The sequence below is a fragment of the Gemmatimonadota bacterium genome, assembly GCA_026706345.1.
Classification (GTDB): domain Bacteria; phylum JAAXHH01; class JAAXHH01; order JAAXHH01; family JAAXHH01; genus JAAXHH01.
This window is the reverse complement of record JAPOYX010000013.1, coordinates 39639-58334: the sequence shown is the minus strand read 5'-3', so window position 1 is coordinate 58334 and position 18696 is coordinate 39639. Positions and strand designations below refer to the sequence as shown.

Annotated in this window: 22 protein-coding genes; 10 read left to right on the top strand and 12 right to left on the bottom strand. The window is 59.3% G+C overall.

The window, feature by feature from the left end; translation table 11 throughout:
* Window positions 1-541 precede the first annotated feature (541 nt).
* The 4 genes from OXG98_01205 (at window position 542) to OXG98_01190 (ending at window position 3757) form a co-directional block, all read left to right on the top strand.
* Window positions 542-1960, top strand: coding sequence for an Ig-like domain-containing protein (locus OXG98_01205; protein ID MCY3770631.1), 1419 nt, complete (start codon window positions 542-544; stop codon window positions 1958-1960).
* A 480-nt stretch (window positions 1961-2440) separates the two neighbouring features.
* Window positions 2441-3142, top strand: coding sequence for a metallophosphoesterase (locus tag OXG98_01200; protein ID MCY3770630.1), 702 nt, complete (start codon window positions 2441-2443; stop codon window positions 3140-3142).
* 161 nt (window positions 3143-3303) lie between these two features.
* Window positions 3304-3558 (top strand): hypothetical protein, encoded by a 255-nt coding sequence (locus OXG98_01195; protein MCY3770629.1) that lies wholly within the window; start codon window positions 3304-3306, stop codon window positions 3556-3558.
* A gap of 46 nt (window positions 3559-3604) precedes the next feature.
* Window positions 3605-3757 (top strand): hypothetical protein, encoded by a 153-nt coding sequence (locus OXG98_01190; protein MCY3770628.1) that lies wholly within the window; start codon window positions 3605-3607, stop codon window positions 3755-3757.
* A gap of 715 nt (window positions 3758-4472) precedes the next feature.
* On the opposite strand, the gene OXG98_01185 is transcribed toward OXG98_01190, so the two are convergent.
* Window positions 4473-5567: a Gfo/Idh/MocA family oxidoreductase gene (locus OXG98_01185; GenBank protein ID MCY3770627.1), complete on the bottom strand. Its 1095-nt coding sequence runs from the start codon at window positions 5565-5567 to the stop codon at window positions 4473-4475.
* 238 nt (window positions 5568-5805) lie between these two features.
* Here OXG98_01185 and OXG98_01180 point away from each other — a divergent pair, with 238 nt between their 5' ends.
* Window positions 5806-7191, top strand: a complete 1386-nt coding sequence (locus OXG98_01180) for an aspartate aminotransferase family protein (GenBank protein MCY3770626.1) — start codon at window positions 5806-5808, stop codon at window positions 7189-7191.
* 63 nt (window positions 7192-7254) lie between these two features.
* On the opposite strand, the gene OXG98_01175 is transcribed toward OXG98_01180, so the two are convergent.
* Complete coding sequence (locus OXG98_01175; GenBank protein ID MCY3770625.1) at window positions 7255-8709, bottom strand: Nramp family divalent metal transporter; 1455 nt, start codon at window positions 8707-8709, stop codon at window positions 7255-7257.
* A gap of 286 nt (window positions 8710-8995) precedes the next feature.
* On the opposite strand from OXG98_01175, the gene OXG98_01170 reads away from it, so the two are divergent.
* From OXG98_01170 to OXG98_01150, 5 genes are all read left to right on the top strand, one after another.
* On the top strand, window positions 8996-9211 hold the full coding sequence (locus tag OXG98_01170; GenBank protein ID MCY3770624.1) for a hypothetical protein: 216 nt from the start codon (window positions 8996-8998) through the stop codon (window positions 9209-9211).
* A gap of 9 nt (window positions 9212-9220) precedes the next feature.
* Window positions 9221-9424 (top strand): hypothetical protein, encoded by a 204-nt coding sequence (locus tag OXG98_01165; protein ID MCY3770623.1) that lies wholly within the window; start codon window positions 9221-9223, stop codon window positions 9422-9424.
* A gap of 47 nt (window positions 9425-9471) precedes the next feature.
* Window positions 9472-10320 carry an amidohydrolase family protein gene (locus tag OXG98_01160; GenBank protein ID MCY3770622.1) on the top strand — a complete coding sequence of 283 codons (849 nt, stop codon included), beginning with the start codon at window positions 9472-9474 and terminating at the stop codon, window positions 10318-10320.
* Window positions 10321-10337: 17 nt separating this feature from the next.
* Entirely contained in the window at window positions 10338-11156 is an 819-nt protein-coding gene (locus OXG98_01155; GenBank protein MCY3770621.1) for an amidohydrolase family protein, read from the top strand.
* 90 nt (window positions 11157-11246) lie between these two features.
* On the top strand, window positions 11247-12002 hold the full coding sequence (locus OXG98_01150) for an amidohydrolase family protein (protein MCY3770620.1): 756 nt from the start codon (window positions 11247-11249) through the stop codon (window positions 12000-12002).
* A gap of 53 nt (window positions 12003-12055) precedes the next feature.
* Here OXG98_01150 and OXG98_01145 read toward each other — a convergent pair whose 3' ends face one another.
* The 10 genes from OXG98_01145 to OXG98_01100 all read right to left on the bottom strand — a co-directional run bounded on the left by OXG98_01145 (window position 12056) and on the right by OXG98_01100 (window position 18521).
* A complete protein-coding gene (locus OXG98_01145; protein ID MCY3770619.1) occupies window positions 12056-12724 on the bottom strand; it encodes a carboxylesterase in 669 nt (222 codons plus the stop codon).
* A gap of 108 nt (window positions 12725-12832) precedes the next feature.
* Complete coding sequence (locus OXG98_01140) at window positions 12833-13090, bottom strand: type II toxin-antitoxin system RelB/DinJ family antitoxin (protein MCY3770618.1); 258 nt, start codon at window positions 13088-13090, stop codon at window positions 12833-12835.
* 110 nt (window positions 13091-13200) lie between these two features.
* On the bottom strand, window positions 13201-13488 hold the full coding sequence (locus tag OXG98_01135; GenBank protein MCY3770617.1) for a HigA family addiction module antitoxin: 288 nt from the start codon (window positions 13486-13488) through the stop codon (window positions 13201-13203).
* Between the two features lie 17 nt (window positions 13489-13505).
* Window positions 13506-13784: a type II toxin-antitoxin system RelE/ParE family toxin gene (locus OXG98_01130; protein MCY3770616.1), complete on the bottom strand. Its 279-nt coding sequence runs from the start codon at window positions 13782-13784 to the stop codon at window positions 13506-13508.
* A gap of 243 nt (window positions 13785-14027) precedes the next feature.
* Window positions 14028-15068, bottom strand: a complete 1041-nt coding sequence (locus OXG98_01125; GenBank protein MCY3770615.1) for a 7-cyano-7-deazaguanine synthase — start codon at window positions 15066-15068, stop codon at window positions 14028-14030.
* 78 nt (window positions 15069-15146) lie between these two features.
* The gene (locus OXG98_01120) at window positions 15147-16223 is read right to left on the bottom strand and encodes an Mrp/NBP35 family ATP-binding protein (GenBank protein ID MCY3770614.1); all 1077 of its coding nucleotides are present in this window, start codon (window positions 16221-16223) and stop codon (window positions 15147-15149) included.
* Window positions 16224-16313: 90 nt separating this feature from the next.
* Window positions 16314-16547 carry a sulfurtransferase TusA family protein gene (locus OXG98_01115; protein ID MCY3770613.1) on the bottom strand — a complete coding sequence of 78 codons (234 nt, stop codon included), beginning with the start codon at window positions 16545-16547 and terminating at the stop codon, window positions 16314-16316.
* A gap of 86 nt (window positions 16548-16633) precedes the next feature.
* A complete protein-coding gene (locus tag OXG98_01110; GenBank protein ID MCY3770612.1) occupies window positions 16634-17785 on the bottom strand; it encodes a cysteine desulfurase family protein in 1152 nt (383 codons plus the stop codon).
* 15 nt (window positions 17786-17800) lie between these two features.
* Window positions 17801-18214 carry a molybdenum cofactor biosynthesis protein MoaE gene (locus tag OXG98_01105; protein ID MCY3770611.1) on the bottom strand — a complete coding sequence of 138 codons (414 nt, stop codon included), beginning with the start codon at window positions 18212-18214 and terminating at the stop codon, window positions 17801-17803.
* On the bottom strand, window positions 18192-18521 hold the full coding sequence (locus OXG98_01100; protein MCY3770610.1) for a MoaD/ThiS family protein: 330 nt from the start codon (window positions 18519-18521) through the stop codon (window positions 18192-18194). The genes OXG98_01105 and OXG98_01100 overlap by 23 nt, the downstream gene beginning before the upstream one ends.
* Window positions 18522-18696: the final 175 nt, after the last annotated feature.

Below are 18696 nucleotides of genomic sequence, written 5' to 3'. Positions count from 1 at the left end.
CAGAATGGTTTGATGCTGATGGCAAGTTGATAAATACTAGGTATTACCACTAATTATTCTCCGAGAATTCCACGTCTCAACAACCCCGTCAATATACGCCACACGCAGGGTGGGCTCAAGGCAATTCACCCTGGCGGTCCGAAATGAAGGAGTAGAACCACCTCGACCTGTTGTTGGTCCAGCGCCCACCAATCTACGCTCACCCCTTCCCTGTTTTACCCATACCTGATGTACCCGATCCCGCCTGACGTAACCGAATTCATACCTCCAAAAACAGAACAGTACATGGTGTCCTGTTTCATCTGATTTCAGGCGAGGAAGCCGGCCGCTTCCTGACGTTCAATCTAATCATATTTAAGGGGAAAAGTCCGCAGATAAGGCCCGAAATCCGACTAGTCTTGAGTCCAAGCAGTCTTGAGTCCAAGCAGTCTTGAGTTGCGATCTAATCAACCGATCAATTCGCGGGAAAGGAGGCGATATAGGTCCGTTTCGTATCTTCGTCATTCCTTTTAGTGAGTGTTTCCATAAATGGGAGAACACAATGCATTACCTCATAATTGCTGTATTGGCCTTCGGCTTGTCCCTGATGGGATGCGAAGGTAAGACCGGCCCGGCAGGTCCGACGGGTCCGGCAGGCGCTGCAGGCCCGCCAGGCGCTACAGGTTCGCAGGGTCCGGCAGGTCAGCCCGGAGCGAAGGGTGATCAGGGTCCGGCAGGTCAGCCCGGAGCGAAGGGTGATCAGGGCGATACTGGTCCGAAAGGTGATCCAGGTCCCAAGGGTGATAAGGGCGATACTGGTGACTCAGGTATACCGGGTGGCATTCCCGACCTCACCACCATTCTCGCGGACGTTCACCACATCACGATCATCCGCGGTTCCAATGAGAAGAAGTACTATTATCTCGCTCCGAATTTCGATCAGGGTGGTGACAAGAAAGACGGAACAGGTAATAAGTTGTCGCCTCTCAACCTGATTGCCGGTACCGAGGATATGCTCACGGCGAAAGCGGCGTCTCAATCAGGCGACATGGTTGACGTGATGTTTTCATGGTCGTCTAATTCTGACGAGGTTGTGTCGATAGATGGAGACGGCATGATCGAAGCTGGCCTTTCCGGTGAAGCCAAGTTATCCTTAATGGTCGACGGACGGGGCATTAAGATAGATATCAATGTCAACGTCGCCGGCGCCATAGACCATGTTCTCGTAGCCGGTCCAGGTTCCCAGAAGACTTCAAAGGATGCCGGTTACAGCCTTGTCATACCCGAGGGGTCTTCGGTGAAGTTGGCGGCTACGGCGCATGAAAAAGATGCGTCCGAAATAGCCGGCGCTTCGTTCGAATGGGCTTCCAGCAACCCCGCGGTAGCATCCGTCGATGGAGGGACTGTTTCCGCAAATGGTGCGGGCTCGACGTCCATCACGGCAACATCAGGTGGAAAGACCAGCAAGCCGGTTAAGATCACCGTTACGCCGATTGGAGATTTCCAATATCGGTTGCGTGCTGTCCGTAAGTCTGACTACACGCTGAATATCGCTCGGAAGAACACCGACAAGACGCATGATGACTACGGCGTGCCGGCACTGACGGAAGCTAATTTTAACCCAGCGAACACCTTGGAAGGTACCACCAAGATCACCTACACGATACGCGTGGAAGAGCGAAATGCGGAAGGGAATTGGGTGGTTGCTACTACGGACCCTGGCCGAACCCTAGCTATATCGCTTGAGAGCAACGATACTGATGTCATTAGTTTCGATAGACACAACGATCTCGCTGATCCTGGTGCAAGTCCGGCGGTAGAGGTCGAAACGATCAGGGATATGGTCACTGCGGCTGCTGGACTAGCCACTTACGAGTTCGACCAGCGCCATGTTAATACGGCGTACGGCGAAACATCGGTTACGGCTACAGCCGACGGTGCTGAGAGTACTTCGTTCGTGATTGGTGTTGCGGCTCCTTAATAACCATCGAATCTCGGGATAATCCGGGCCCGTAGCCAGGGTACTGACAGAGTCCTGTGATGGGTGAGTGGTCATGCCTGCCAAGGTTGTGGCCACTCGCCAAGTTCAAGGGTGGCTCCCGGTATTATCCTGACAGGACAGTGTGACAAGACTACATCCTGGACACACTCGTCTTGGCATTTGTATCAAGTCACCTTAGAACGTCTTCCCGTTCGCCCCAAGTAGGAGCCTCGGCCACTGAAAAGGGCGATCGGTCCCGCGAAAAAGAAAAGCCCCGTTGCAGGTACGGGGCTTTTCTGCGTTCAACGATTTAAGGAAAGGAAATTCGCGGTTCATTCCCTTGACCCTCCCCTAGTCGAACGGTTATCATTCAGGATGACGACATTGCCGGTCGTCCGTGTCCTCCGGTAGACTTAGTGAGGGCCATCGTTTCCATCAGTTCGTACCCGCGTGTTGATCTTCCCGGAGTCCTGAATCTCCTTGCGAACCCTGTTCATCGGCGACATTCACGGCTGCGCCCGTGAATTCGAACAACTGCTTTCCAAACTGGAATTCCAACGGGATACGGACCTCCTCTACCTGACAGGCGACGCCTTTACCAGGGGACCGGACCCCGTCGATGTATGGACACTGATCCATGATACCGGGGCGAGGATGGTCCTCGGCAACCACGACTACCGGCTGCCGGACCGGCTCCGAAAGCACTTGTCCGGAACCCCGGTTCCCACGCGATGGCGCGATTACCTTCAGACCCTGGAATCACTCGCACGGGTTGCCGATTCCCTGATCCCCTGGCTTGAATCGCTGCCCCTGTGGATAGACGAGTCCGAATTTCTCCTGGTCCATGCAGGGATCAATCCTGAAAAAGGCCTGCAAGGCACTACTACGGACGAGTTTCTCGTCATCCGGACCTGGCCGCCCGTGGACGGTCTTGTGGGACCGCGATGGCATGACGCCTACGATCCATCGGGAAAGCTGATCATATTCGGCCACGACGCGCCCGGGGGGCTCGTCGTCAAGCGTCGGGACGACGGCTCGCCCTACGTGATCGGCCTGGATTCGGGATGTATCTACGGCGGCCGGTTGACTGGTTACGTGCTGGAGGAAGACCGGTTGGTGCAGGTAGAATCCAGCCATCCCCGGAGCGTGCGCGCGGATTCAGGACCCTCAACACTGTCTTGATCCGTGCCTGGTTGTCCGCTCGGAACCTACCTTGCCTTCAAAAATGTTTTTATTCTTCGAGAATCAGTGGAGGTATTCTGTCTATTCCATTTAGAGAATACCCGCATCATATTTGCTAGATGGGATTACAGGCATGGCATGTCAACAAGGAGTAAACCGATGTGGGGCAACTGCAAAGAGACCTGGGGCATTTGCAAAGAGACGTGGGGCAATTGCAAAACGATATGCGAAGGTTGGAGAATACAGTTGGCCGGCTGGACAACGCTGTTCACGGTTCCGATAGCCAGGACGGTATACTAACCAGATTGAGCGTGATAGAACAAACGATGGCGACAAAAACCTGGGTATTGGCTCTCGCACTGGTGGGACTGGTTAACTTCGCCGGGTTGCTGGTCGCTATGATCAAGATATGGTAATGGGGCTTGGCCAACGGAAGGCCGTTTGAAAGGACTGGTTCAAATCATGTCGACTGAAAGTACGAACCACGAAGGACGGATAGAACGCCTGGAAGGCATCATCGAACAGATAGACAAACGCCTATCCCGGATCGAGACGGTAGTGATCGGTCAATTGGTTATGACCGTTGCGATCCTCTTAAAGTTGTTTATCTCGTGATCCATTACACAGGTACACACTAAAAAAATCGCCCAAAAAGAGATTCAAATGGAATCGATACCTTTGTGGTTGCCCGCGGTTGCTGCCGTACTGTTGATCGCTGTAATCGGGGCTGTCGGAAAACTGTGCCTTTGGATGGGGAAGAGAGAAGCAATAGAAAGTGGAATCTTAACGACTCTCGAAGACATCAATGAAGATATCCGGGTGATCCGGATTGCGATTACGGATCTTGTAACCGGCAACGATTCCAGCCCCCGTCAGTAAGATTCAGGAACCACAGGCATCGTGGACACAATGCGTAATGTATTGGGAGGGAATGGAATGACCGAGTCAGGTTGGTGGCAGCGTCACGGCGCAGTCTTTACATCGATAATCACCCTTATTTCAGTATTAACGTATTTGCATGTTTCGTTAAACTCCATAAGGGATGAAATTGGAAGTGAAACAGGTAGCTTGAGAAACGAAATGGGTAGCTTGAGAAACGAAATGGGTAGCTTGAGATCTGAATTGCGCACTGAAATGAGTAGCTTAAGGACCGAAATCAAAGCGGAGATCAAGGATTTGCGGGCATCGTTGGACCGGGTGGAGACTAAGGTGGATGAGGTGAGGGGTTACTTGAGATTCAACGCTTCCGCACCACAGGACGAACCACCCCCAAGGTAATAAACCCAGATCATGGGGGCGATAGCACAGCCTGCTGCTCCCGACCAGGCATTCAGACGTGCCAGATGTACAGATCCCGGTTGACCAGCGGGAGATCCACCCAGGCGCCGCCGCGGCGGTGGCTTTCGGCGACGGCGATGCAGGCTTCCGTGATGTGGTGGGCGATCTCGACATGGCCGAGGCTTTGCTCGTCCGTCTCGTATGCACGGATGAGATCTTCGAGGCAGGACACGACCGTGCTCTCAGGCGTAACGAATTCGAACGGCACTTCCTCCCAGGTGCTGCGACCCTTATGATCGTCTCCTTCGTCGAGCGGCGCGCGCCGCAATGATGCGCCGGCCCCGTTGTTCAGCGACCGGATGGTCCCTTCGGACCCGATGATCTCGTACTCCCATCCCGCCGCGGGGATCGACCACGCACGCACACCGTTCTCGAAGTCCAGTTCGTACGTCGCGATCGGGTCGTAGGGGATGTGATCGTCTTCGATGACGTAGTCCCGGGGGTCGATCTCGCCGCGAACGGACCTGATGACGGGATCACCGAGCAGCCAGGAGAGCGTGTCGATGGAATGGATGTGACCGTGCATCAGGGATGAACGCGCGTAGTGGATAGCCGCCCTGGGTTCGCCCACGTCGCCTCTCAGGACCGCGTTCCGCACCACGCCGTAGCGGTTGTCGAATCTGCGCAGCACGCCCGTATTGAACACCGTTCCGTGCTTCAAAACGGCGTCGTGGATATCGTCGGCCGCGGCCATGGAGCTGGCCATGGCCTTTTCCACGTAGAGCATGGGCACGCCCAATTCCGCCAGTGCGACGGCCAACTCGGCGTGGGAATCTCCGCGGAACGACGCGTCGGGCGCCTCCCGGGCCGGTTTCTGCAGACCCGAGGCGGTGGTGCATACGGCAACTATGTCGGGGCGTTCCTCCCGGACCATCTCCCGGAAATCCTCGTACAGGGCGTGGACGCCCCAGCGCCTGGAAAAGTCCTCCCTGCGTTCGGAGCGCAGGTCGCAGCCGGCGGCGATCTCCAGCCGTTCGCTCGCCCTGCTGGCCGCCGCGATGGAATAGGGCAGGGGCGTGTGGCCTTCGTCGTCGATCGTACTGCCCATGCGGCCCAGTCCGATGATCCCTACGCGATAAGTTTTCATGATGCGCCTCGGATGCTATAGATCTTTACGATTGGCCTATGAAATAAACCAGGGAATGTGAACCCCGCTGAAGATAGAACCGCGACCGCAACAAGGCAAAAACAATCTGGATCGCCTCGCAACGGCACCGGCGAAATGTATTGACACGCCGGTGGTGTCGGTTTAGCATGGCCTTACCCTATTTCCCCCCTTAAAACGATGGCCAAAATCAAAGTTCAGCAACCTCAGGAGACGGATCATGGCGTCGCTACCCACCACGAACGCGGGCTGGCTTGAACTCGGCAATGAGTACCTGTTGCGTCATCCGATGCGCACCGCGCCGCTGGTTCCCGAACGCGGCGACGGGCTTTACATGTGGGACGTGGAAGGCCGGCGGTTCATCGACTTTCAATCGGGTCAACTTTGCGTGACCCTGGGCCATTCCCACCCGGAATACGTAAAGGCCCTCTGCGACCAGGCCCACAAGATCATCCAAGTGGGTACGACTTTCATCGCACCGTCGGAGGTGTTGCTGGCCAAGAAGATGGCCGAAATCGCGCCGGACCCGCTGCAGAAGTCCTTCTTCGCCTGCACGGGATCCGAATCCAACGAAATGGCCCTGCGCCTCGTGCGGAAGTACACGGACCGCTTCGAGGTGATCGCCCTCATGCGCGGCTACCACGGGCAGTCCTACGGCAGCGCGTCCATCACCGGAAGGGGCGGCATGCTTCGGGAAGGATACGGGCCCATGCCCACCGGCGCTTCTTTCATCCCGACGCCATACGAATACCGGTGCCAGTTCTGCCGGGATGAAGCCTGCTGCAACCTGGGATGCGCAGACGCGGCGGAGAACGTGATCGACTCGTCCACCTCCGGACGGCCCGCGGCCTTCTTCTTCGAACCGCTGATGAGCGCGGCGGGACAGATCGTGCCGTCCAAGGAGTGGATCCAGCGGATCGTGGAGATCTGCCGGGAACGGGACATCCTGACCGTGGCGGACGAGGCCCTGACGTGCTTCGGACGGACGGGCAAGTGGTTCGCCTTCGAGCACTTCGATTTCGTGCCCGACATCGTGACCTGCTCCAAGGGACTCGGCGGCGCCGTGCCCCTGTGCGCCGTGATGACCAGCGCGGAAATCGCGGACGCCGCGGTGGCAAAGGGATTCATGCCCTTCTCGTCCCACGCCGGAGACCCGCTGCTCTGCGAGACCGGCCTGGCCAATATCGAAATCGTCGATCGCGAGAACCTGGTGGAAAACGCCCGGGTCGTGGGCAACTACTTCATGGACCGGCTCAAGGTGATGGAGGCGGAATATGAAATCGTGGGCGAGGCCCGGGGGCTTGGCCTGTGCCTGGGGCTCGAACTGGTGACGGACAAGCAGAGCCGGGAGCCCAATTTCGAAGGCGCCGCTATGGTGACGGAGTACTGTTACGAGAACGGGCTCTGGCTGCCCATCGTGCCCAGGATGCTCAACAAGGACCCGTTGAGCCTGCGCTTCATGGAACTGTCGGGTTCCCAGGTACTGCGGTTCATGCCGCCCATCACCATCACCGAAGCGCAGATCGACGAATCCCTCGAGATCATCGAGGCCGGGGTACGCATCGCCGAAGAAAGAACGGCGCGGATGGCGCCAGCGGTGGTGTAGTAGGAATAGGCTTCGCGGGCGACGCGGTGCCCCGAAATTATCGATCGGGGTGGATTCCTGCGCTCAGGACAGGCGCACGAAGATGTACCAGAGTCCGATGGAGATGTAGGTCGCGGTGATGGCGACCATGATGACCCGGGTGAGCGGATGGGGCTTCACCCACGCGGGGAAGGCCCGGGGAACGAGCACGTAGTTCAGGTAGATCAGGCCGGGACAGAAGAGCCCCATGGCCATGAAGGCGATGACGCCCCGGATGATGAGCAGGTCCCCGGGCTGCGCGAGGGGTAGCGTGATCGTGGTCAGCAGGGTGAAGACCACGACGAAACCGTAGTACAGCGTGCGGAAATGAAACCGCCTCGCCCGCTTCACGTTGGCGTAGATGAAGTCGGCCTGGATGCGGGCGAATCCGTCGGTGGACTGCAGCCAGGCATCGCACAGAAAAGCCGCGGCGACGATCAGGAAAACGACTTTGCCGATGGCGCCCCAGCTGACCTCGAAGAAAGCGGACTGCACCACGGCGATTTCCCAGCCCTCGGGAACGATGCCCTGCGGCTTCAGCAGGGCCCAAGCCAACCAGCACATGATGATGGTCGTGACCAGGTTCAGCGCGACGCCGAGTCCGGATTCGAGCTTCAGGTACCGCATGAACTTCCCGTAGTTTATCCGGTTGGCCTCGTTGTCCTCGAAGGCATAACCCGTCGCCGAAATAGCCTCTGGCGCGGCGCGCAGGGGACTGGTTATGCGCCCGATATAGGCCGACATCCCCACGCCTTTGTCCCGCATCCAGTAGGACAGGAAGAGCTGGCCGAACCCGCCGGCCCCGGCGAAGACGATGGCGGTGAGCACCGTGGACAGGTCCGCGGGGTCCCAGTTGGCGGGCCTGTGGTAACCGGGCGTCAGCAGGACGCCGAAGAATTCGCCCGCCACGTCTAGTACAGGCCGCTGGAAAACGGCAAAAGCGATTCCCACCATCGTGATGACGACCACGGCCACGGTAAGTCGTTCCACGATCAGGTAGACCACCCGGCCCATGAACAGGGCGACCAGGTAGATGCCGATGGTCAGGTAGGCCCAGAAAAGCGACTGACCCCGGACCGTCCATCCGAAGGGAAACCCGGTAAGCTCCGCCAGCGCGCCGCCACCCGCCGACGCGTAGGCGCCGAACCAGATGTTCTCCAGGAACACCCCGACCCAGATGGCCGACACGTACCACTTCCCGATGCGGCTGAAGCCGGTCAGGGCCGTCTCGCCCGTCATGATTGTATACCGGGCGATCTCCACGTTCACCCAGAACTGCATCAGGGCGGCCGGGATGAGCAGGCCGATGAAGGCCGCGCCGTACTTGGCGGTCAGGTAGGGCCACCAGATGAGCTCGCCGCTGCCCTGGGCCAGTCCGGCCCAGACGATGCCGGGACCGATGTACTTCAGCATGCCGGCGAAGGTGGGCACGGCGGCCAGTTTCAGGGGCGCCAGCTTGCCGAGCGGACGGGTAGCTTCGGTAGGGGTTTCGGCAGACATGAAATAGGATCCGAGAATTGGCGTTACTTACCGTCTAATTCATATAGTCCAATTAACGTAGAAGACGAACTTTCGACCAGAAAACGGGGAAAGTTGAAGGATCCGTCGAACCGGCATAGTACACGGGGGTGCGAGATAGTTCAAGCACAAAAACAACACCACAGGCGCTTGATTCTACAGGTTTCTCAAGGTCGGACTCGCAGCCAGTCGCTTGATGAATTTGCGGCTGTAAATCCATTGACTGCCTGCCATTGCCCCGATAGCTTGCAATTGAAGGAGATCAAATGTGAACGAAAGAAAACCACATAGCTCCAACGAAGAAGTAATGGTCGAAATCTATTACAAAGACAACAGTATCAAAAACCGGTTGGCCAGACTTGAAGCGTCAGATGATCACATCAGATACCTGATCGAAAGTAACGCTACGTATTTTCGGTGGATCATCGGCATTATTCTAGCCGCCTGTATTTCTATAATGATCAAACTGGTTTTTATTCCATGAGGATGGGTTATGTCGAAGAAGAAAGGACGGATTCTGGACGTGGACGTCGGCGAGCGTCTCAAAAGCGCGTTGATGGATGTTTTAAGCGACGAAGAGATCGTCGCATTGCGCATGGAAGTCGACGTTGAAGTCAAGAGCGGATATACCGATAAAGCGTGGTACGCCTGGAAGAACCCTGTTTTTACCCAAAGCGTCTCCTCCGGAGGCATCTAACTAAACCACGTACTCGCAACGCGACACACCCTGAAAGAGACCAAACCATGATGGACTTCCCCATTGTAGACACCCACGTACATCTGTGGGACCCGAATCACCTGAGATACAGCTGGCTGGACGACATACCCCTGCTGAACCAGCGGTACCTGCTGGAGGAATACCGGCAGGCCTGCGGGGACGTCCAGGTGGAGCAGATGGTCTTCGTGCAGTGCGAATGCGACGCGGGCCAACACGTCCAGGAAGCGGAATGGGTATCCGGCCTTGCCCGGCAGGACGACCGGATTCGCGGGATCGTGGCCAACGCGCCGCTCGAACGGGGCGCGGCCGTCGATGAAGATCTCGAGACTCTGGCCGCCATTCCGCTGGTCAAGGGTATCCGCCGCCTGCTGCAGTCCGAAGACGCCGGCTTCTGCCTCCAGCCGGCGTTCATCGAAGGGGGCCGCCTGCTGCCGTCCCACGGGCTGTCTTTCGACATCTGCATCTTCCACCCACAGCTGGCGAATGCGATCGGATTCGTAAGACAGTGTCCCGAAGTCTCCTTCATACTGGATCATATCGGAAAACCCGACATCAAAAACCAGGTCTTCGACCCGTGGAAGGACGAACTGAGGACCCTGGCGGAAATGCCAAACGTGTCCTGCAAGGTGTCGGGCCTCGTCACGGAGGCCGACATGGAGCGGTGGACGCCCGAGGACCTGAAACCCTACATCGACCACGTGATCGCGTGTTTCGGCATCGACCGCGTCATATACGGCGGGGACTGGCCCGTCGCCTTCCAGGCTACGGAGTACCCGCGCTGGGTGGAGATCCTGTCGTGGGCGACCAGCGGACTCTCCGACGCCGAAAGACGCAAGCTGTTTCGGGACAACGCCATCTCCTTCTACCGGCTGTAACGGCTACTTTCTGTTTCATGACCCTCGCCTCCCTGCGTCAGAAGCTTCTACCCGACGGACCGGTACTGGACATCCACGTACATCCCCTGAACTGTTTCGGATCCTTTGGGGTTTCCTCGCCTGTCGAGGATGCGGAAAGACTGATCGCGACCGCCCGCCGTTCCGGCGTGACCCGGATGTGTGTGTTTTCGCTGTACGAAACCACGCCCTATGAACCCACCTTCGAACAGTGCCGACTGGCCAACGACTACGTGCTGCGGATGCGAGACGTACAACCCGACGCGATCCTGCCGTTCTGCTATGTCACACCCGCTTTCCCGGACGAGGCCGTCGCCGAGATCGAGCGATGCGTGGGAACTCACCACATGGCCGGGGTCAAGCTCTGGGTGGCCCGCAGGGCATCGGGCCCCGGTCTCGACCCGATCATGAAAGCGGCTGTGTCATTGGACGTCCCGGTGCTGCAGCACGCCTGGCTGAAGACCGCCGGCAACCTGCCCGGCGAGTCCACGCCCTTCGACGTGGCCGACCTCGCCCGCCGCCACCCCGAGGCAAGGATCATCATGGCCCATCTCAACGGAGTGGGTCTCCGGGGCATCGAGGCGGTCGCCGACGTGCCGAACGTCGTGGTGGATACGTCGGGCGGCGATCCGGAAAGCGGCATGGTCGAAGCGGCCGTCAGCAGGCTTGGCGCTCACCGGGTCGTTTATGGCTCGGACGCGCCTATCCGCCACTTCGGCGTCACGATGAACAAGGTCCTGGGGTCGGACATACCACACATCGACAAACGTGCGATTCTGTGGGATAACGCATTGCGGATATTGAAGTTGGGCAACTGATTGGGGGCTCTGGACGAGGTTCGGTACCGGGGATTGCAAAACGAGGCCCGGAGCTGGGGAGATAGCGGGGCGGAAACTACGGAGTGAATCATGATCATCGACGTCAACGCATGGACCGGTCCGTGGCCGGCCCTGGTCAACGTGCCGTACGACGTCGCTTCGGTGCGAACCTCGTTACGCGAGTACGGCGTGGAGCGGATTTTCATGGCCCCACTGGCGGCCGCGTGGAGTACCAACCCACATCTCTGCAACCCTCTTGTATATGAAGCGGCAGAGAAGTATGGCGACATCAGCCCTGTACCGGTCATCGACCCGACGCTGCCCACATGGCCGGAAGAGTTGGCGGAATCGACCGGGCATCGTGCCGTCCGCATGATCAAGCTGCTGCCGGGTTATGGAGGGTATGGACTGGATGCGGCGGATGAACTGTTCGAAGAGGCGGGTCGGGTGAATCTGGCCGTGATGGTGCAGATTCGTATCGATGACCCACGACGACAACACCCTTTGGCGATGGTGCCCGATGTACCGGCAAGAGACGTGGTGGAAGCGGCGAAACGCCATCCCGATTTGAAACTGGTCATGGGCGGAACGAGCGCGGCTACTTTGAGGGAATTCGCGGCGCAAGTCCGTGAATTGCCCGGTCTTTACGCCGATACGCCCCAGGTGGATGGGGTGGACAGCGTGAAGATGCTGGTGGACGCCGGAATCGGGGGCAAGCTGCTTTTCGGGTCTCACGCCCCGGTATTCATGCCGACGGCGGCATTAGCGCGGGTGCTCATCGATCTTCAAGATGACGCAGCCATGGGGATTGTGAAAAATAACGCGGCGGGATTGCTGAGTATCTGAACCTCCGAATTGAACTCTGAGGCTTCCGGTGCGCCTTCCCAAAACAATCCCCTTCAGTTCCCCAGTACGGCGCGGATCCATTGGCCGATCTGGACGATTTCCTGCGGAGACACCTGGTGGGCCATGGGATACGCGTGGTATTCGGGAACCATGCCCAATCGCCTGAGGGATTCGGCGGCGTCGCGCCCCAGGGATTCATTCAACATCGGATCCATTGATCCGTGACAGACCAGTACGGGAAGCCTGGACTGGGCTGGATGCACGACGATGCTGGCCGCCGTGGGAAAGTAGGTGGACAGGGCAATGATGCCGCCGATCCGGTATTGAAACGACAGCCCGGCTTCGAGACAGACCGCGCCGCCCTGGGAAAAGCCCGCCAGCAGGATCCGTTCGCTCGGTACGCCCCGATCGATCTCCCGTCGCAACAACGCCTGCACCTTGCCTGCTGAAGCGCGCAATCCGTCTTCGTCGAGACGCCGGGTTTCACCCAGCTCCAGGATATCGTACCACGCGGGCATCACCATCCCCTGGTTGATCGTCACCGGGATGGATGGCGCTGATGGAAACACGAAGCGGACTGCGTAGGCCGCCGGCAGCCCCAGTTGCGGAACAATCGGCGCAAAATCGCCTCCGTCCGCCCCCAGACCATGGAGCCATATGATGGACGCGTTGACCTCGGCCGAGTTATTGGATACGCGTTCTATAACGGGGAGATCGGTCAAAGTGGTCTGTAACCGGACTGTGTAGGGCCTGACAGGTTACAGCTCAAAAAGATCAGTGTGTAAACCTGACCGGACCGGGTGTAAATACAACGAACCGGAATCTGCATTTCATGTTTCGAGGTCTTGGTACAAACCTTCGGCAGTGTCGAATCGCTGACCCTTACCCTCTTCCAGTTCTTTCATCGCCTTGGTAGTCGCAGGACGCGGTACCTGAATCGAAAACGGCAACCGTTTCTCGTTCGCTACACGCACCATTAGTAATCGAATCGCATCGGACATGGACAAGCCTATAGCCTGAAGCGCTGTCTTAGCTCGAGCTTTGGTTTCTTTATCTATTCGTGCTCGAACAACTGCATCGGAATTCACGATGAACGATCTCCTTGTAGCCTTATTGTAGTAGCTACAACCGAAGAGTAAAGTACGAGTTAGGGTATAAGTTTGTGTCTTCTGGTGTAGTTAATAGTCAACACGTCAGACTACCCGGGTAGGAAACGCTCAACTTCGATTTGATCCTCTCGGGCCTGCGCCTGTGCGACGTCGTAAGCCGCCTGCAGACGAATCCAGGTCTCCGGGGTCGAGCCGAAAGCCTTTGCAAGGCGAACCGCCATGTCGCCGGAAATCCGTGAATGGCAATTCACCAGATTCGAAAGTGCCTGACGGCTTACGCCCAGTACCTTCGCGCCCTCGGTCACGCTGAGCCCGAGCGGTTCCAGGCATGAAATGCGCACCACCTTGCCGGGATGTGGCGGGTTCTTCATGGGCATTTTCGATCCTACTTTCTTCAGTGATAATCAATCATATCTACGTCGTAGACATTTCCGTTCTCGAAGCGGAAGATGATACGCCAATTGGCTTTCACGGTGATCGACCAATGGCTTTTTAGGTTACCCTTGAGAGCGTGCAGCCGATATCTGGATAGACGCATTGCGTTCACGTTTTCTGCCACGTCGAGTTGTGCCAGCATCACTTCGACTCTCTCGCGCAGGTCGGTACGAATGAGGCTGGGATCTCCGCGCTCGTATAAGCGTCTTAGCTCCCGATGTCGAAAACTGCGAATCATTAATGTAAAGTGTCTATTGTCACTTGTCAACCACGAACAGAAAAGGAGACACTTCACTATTTCGGTACTTATTATGAACGATCTCCTTGTAGCCTCTACGAGCTACATCATTTCAGTCGAGATCCATATTCACGATCTAGCGCACTAAACCGCCAGTTTTCGTGCTACAATAAGACTGTGGGTTTAAGTGTAAGGGGGCGATTCGCGCCCTGATGAGTGCTCAGGGCCGCACACTAACCGGCCCTAAATCCGCCACGCCTCCAGCACAGACTCCTCGACCGGGGACGGTTCGAGGATGCGCTCGTCATCTTCGTAGCGGCAGGCCACCGGGGTGCCGGCATCGGCCTTCGACCCCGCGTAACGGACGGTCATGCCCGCGATCTGCCGGAGGTCGTCGTCGGTAGGATGGCCCTCGACGAGGGTGGTCGGACCCGTTACGTCCTTGGTCTCCAGTCTCCAGCGGCCCGGGGCGTAGCGTTCCAGGAACTTGTTTTCCCCTTCTTCCCTGCCCATCACCACTTTCACATCGGGCTTGACGCGGAAGTGGCGGCCGATCTTGAGGAGCATCACGTCGTCCATGGTCAGGTTTTCCTTGCCCTCGTGTTCGAAAAAATCGAGGATGCGACGGCCGAAGTTCTGGTCGGTCAGGTAGCAGCAGCCCCCAGCGGGCGAAGGATAGTCCTCGATGCCGTACTCCTCGGCCAGTTCCATCTGCTTCTGGCGGGAACGGCCCTGGATGTCGCCCAGTTGCTCCCGGTCCACCCACCCCTCCTGTTCCGGCACGGTGGGCGGCAGGCGCTTGGCGGAGAGAGGGCGCAGCAGCAGGCCGTCGAGTTCGGCGTCCCGGTCGATGACGTTCATGGGCTGGCGGCGCTGGGACATGGGCCGCTGGCCGAGGACCTCGCCGGTGAACATGAACTGGGCGCCGATCTCGTCCATGTACTGCCGGGCCCGCCTGAACATGAAGATGCGGCAGTCGATACATGGATTCACGGTTTTTCCGTAGCCGTATTTCGGATCGGTCAGGACTTTCAGGTAGTCCGGTCCAGAGATGTCGATCATCTCGACGGGCAGGTCCAGCTTGGCGCCGGCCTGAAGGGCCTCGTTGCGCACCGGTTTCTTGCGCTTCCGCGTCTTGGACCTGCGGTTGTGCTCCACCACGCAAAAACCGGTGTAAAACGTGAGCCCCTGTATTTCGATGCCCTGCCGCATCAGCATGGCGGCCGCGATCGTGCTGTCCAGTCCGCCGGACAGCAATCCGACTGCTTTCACGGGTTTGGACATGGTCTATTCTCCTTCCGGACCGCTCACCGGATCAGGGTTTCTCCCAAAATCTGCCGCGTTCCGTCAGACACCGAATCCTCACACCCCGATCGACGCCCGCAGCGTCTCCGCCACCTGGCGGAAGGCTTCCGTCTGCTGCGAGTCCGGTTCCCGTCGGACGATCGGCGTGCCCTGGTCGCCCGCCAGGCAGACCGCCGGATCGATGGGCAGCTCGCCGACGAAGGGCACGCCCAGCGCCTCGCTGGCCCGCTTGCCTCCGCCCGTCGTGAAGATATCCGTGCGCTCGCCGCAGTGGGGACAGTTGAAATAGCTCATGTTTTCGACGATGCCGAGTATGGGCACGTTCACCTGCTGGAACATGGCCACGCCGCGCCGCGCATCGATCAGGGCCACGTCCTGCGGCGTCGTCACCACCAGGCCGCCGGTCAGCGGCACGGACTGGGTCAGCGTCAGGTGCGCGTCCCCCGTACCCGGGGGCATGTCGATGACGAGGCAGTCCAGTTCTCCCCACAGGACGTCGCGCAAGAGTTGCTGCACGGCCTGGTGGACCATGGGACCCCGCCAGGTGACCGACTGGTCTTCGGGTATCAGGAATCCGAAGGACATCATTTTTATGTCGTGGGCGATCATGGGCAGGATCTTCTGCCCCACCACGCCGGGCTGGTCCTTCACGCCCATCATGGTCGGGATGCTGGGACCATATATGTCGGCGTCGAGCAGGCCCACGCTCGCACCGGCGTCGGCCAGGGCTACGGACAGGTTCACCGAGACCGTGGATTTGCCCACGCCGCCCTTGCCGCTGGCTACCGCCACGATGGTCTTGACTCCCGGCAATTCGATTTTCCCGGGCTGTCCGGGCTGCCCCGCCGGCCCGCCCGCGTGCCCCTGGGCCGTAGCCGATTGTCCCGGCGGCGGTCCGGTGATCTGCACGTCCTGCACTCCGGGCATGCGTTCCACCGCTTCTTTGGCCGTCAGGGTGATCTGGCGCCGCATGGATTCGTCCTGTGTGGAAAACGCCAGGCTGAAGGCCACGTGACCGTCGGAGGCCTGCACGTTCTTGACCAGGCCGAAGGAGACGATGTCGCGGTCGAATCCCGGGTACATGATCTGCTTCAATCGGTCCACAACGTCCCGCATGGTCACTTCATGGGCCATCTTTTTCTCCCATTCGGCGGCGATCTGCCGCGAAGCGCGCTACGGCTGAATCTCGTTGCGCAAAATACACTCCGGGACACGCCATTGCAATCATTTTACCTTTCTGACATATAACCTGAACTCTTCATCTTCTTCGATCGTATCGAGCAGGGCGTGCCCGTTACTCGCGCACCAGGCCGGCATGTCTTCCAGGATCTGCGGATCGTCGGCCAGCACTTCGAGCACGTCACCCACGGCGATCTCCCTGATGGCCGACGCGGTCTTCATGATCGGCACGGGACAGAGCAGGCCGTAGGTATCGAGGGTCTTGGCCGCCTGGATCATGTCTCGTCATTGCCTCCGCTGCTGTTGTGCCTTAGTCATCCCCGACCTTCGCGCATGCCTCGCGGCCGACATTTACGCCGGTCGAGTCAGACGCTCACGCCAGCGATAGCGCGCAGTTCGCCCACAACCTCGGCGAGCGCGTCCAGTGCCTCCTCGACCTCGGATTCCCCGGTGTCCGGACCAACGGTGACCAGCAGCGAGCATCGGGCCTCGGCCGCCGTCCGCCCCAGGGCCAACAGCACGTGAGAGGGCTTGAACGCGTGAGCGGCGCACGAGGAACCGACGGAGACGGCGATTCCCCGGGCGTCGAGCATCAGCACGAGGGATTCCCCGTCGGCCTCCGGTATCCACAGGTTCAGGTGACCCGGTACGCGCTGGAGGGGATGCCCATTGATAGAGATATCCGGCAGGCGATCCTTCAAACCGCGCAACAGCGCCTCATCCAGCCGCTTCAGCCGGTCGATCCGGCGGGGTAATTCTTCCACCGCCAGTTCCGCCGCCCTGCCGAACCCCACGATGGCGGGGATGTTCTCGTGGCCGCCGCGGCGGCCCTCTTCCTGCACGCCTCCTTCCACCTGGGGGCGCAGCCGGGTGCCTGCCTTCAAATAGAGGGCGCCGGCGCCGGGTGGGCCGTTCAGGGTCCGGGCGGAAAGGGAGAGAGCATCGACGTTCAACTCATCAACGTTGACGGGCAGCCGCCCTACGGCCGCTACGGCGTCCGTATGCATGACCGCGCCGCGACGGCGGGCGACTCCGGCGATTTCGCGCACGGGCTGGATGGTACCGGTCTCATCGTTTGCGAGCATGACGGAAACGAGGACGGTATCTTCCCGCATAGCCCGTGCAACCCGGTCAGGTTGCACGACGCCGTCCCCGTCGGCAGGGACCTGCGTGACGGCGAACCCCTGCCGTTCCATGGCTTTCGCGGCGTAGAGCACCGCATGATGCTCAATGCTGGATACAACGATGTGCCGGCCCTGATTCGTCCTCGCCTGCGCCAGCCCCTTGACGGCCAGGTTGTCCGCTTCCGTACCGCAGGCCGTGAATACGATCTCGCCCGGACCTGCGCCGATCAGTCCGGCGACCTGGCCGCGCGCCCGGTCCAGCGCCCGGCGCGCCTCCGCGCCCAGCCGGTGCAGGCTGGACGGATTGCCGGCGTGTTCCCTGAGATAGGGCACCATCGCGTCGATGACGCGGGGGTCCACCGGCGGCGCCGCGTTGTGGTCGAAGTAGATCATGGCAGGGGCCGGTTTTCAGGAACTGCGTTCCACCCATTCCCACTCCCCGTCTGCCCGGATTTCTTTCTTCCAGACGGGCACGATCTGCTTTACGCGGTCGATCGCGTAGGAACAGGCCTCGAATGCATGCTTACGATGGGGGGTCGCCACGGAAATCAGGATGCTGATTTCCCCGATCTCGAGCGTGCCGACACGGTGTATCATGGCCACGTCCTCGATGTCCCACCGCTCGCGGATTTCCTCGCCCACTTCCTGCATCTTGGCTTCGGCCATCTCGGCGTAGGCCTCGTACTCCAGCCGAAGCGTCCGCCGGCCATCCGTGTTGTCCCGCACCGTGCCGGCAAAGGTGACCACCGCGCCGTGGTGGGGCTTGAGAACCCATTCGAAGAGGGCGTCCGGCTCGATTCTATCGGTCGTGATCCTGTACACGCGCTTGATTATGCTCCTTCATCGAAGAACCGCGCCGCCGCTCACAGGCGGAAACCGTATCCGCGCCGCCGCTCACAGGCGGAATGCACGCCAGTTCATCCCCATCTTCCAGCACCGCCTGCCGATCGGCGTACTCACGGTTCACGGCCAGCATCACGCTCCGGTCGTAACCCGCGAGGCCAGGATAGGACTCGATCAGCCCCGCAAAGGCCTCGCCCACGGTGGTTCCCGCTGGAACATCCACTGAAACCGATGTCGCGCCCACCGCGTCCCTGCACCCGGCGAAACACTTCACGATGATCCGCATGGCCGTCCTTTACAGGTGTCGTTCGAAGGCGGAAAAACCGTTACAGGATAAGGCAAAAATGCCCGAATGTCAAGCGAGGCGTCCGTTCAGGGTGGAAAGGCGGATGGTTGTTCGGAGCGCCTGGCGCCGGCTGACAGGCGGGGGATCATGCAGAGGCTACTGCCGGAGAGCGGCG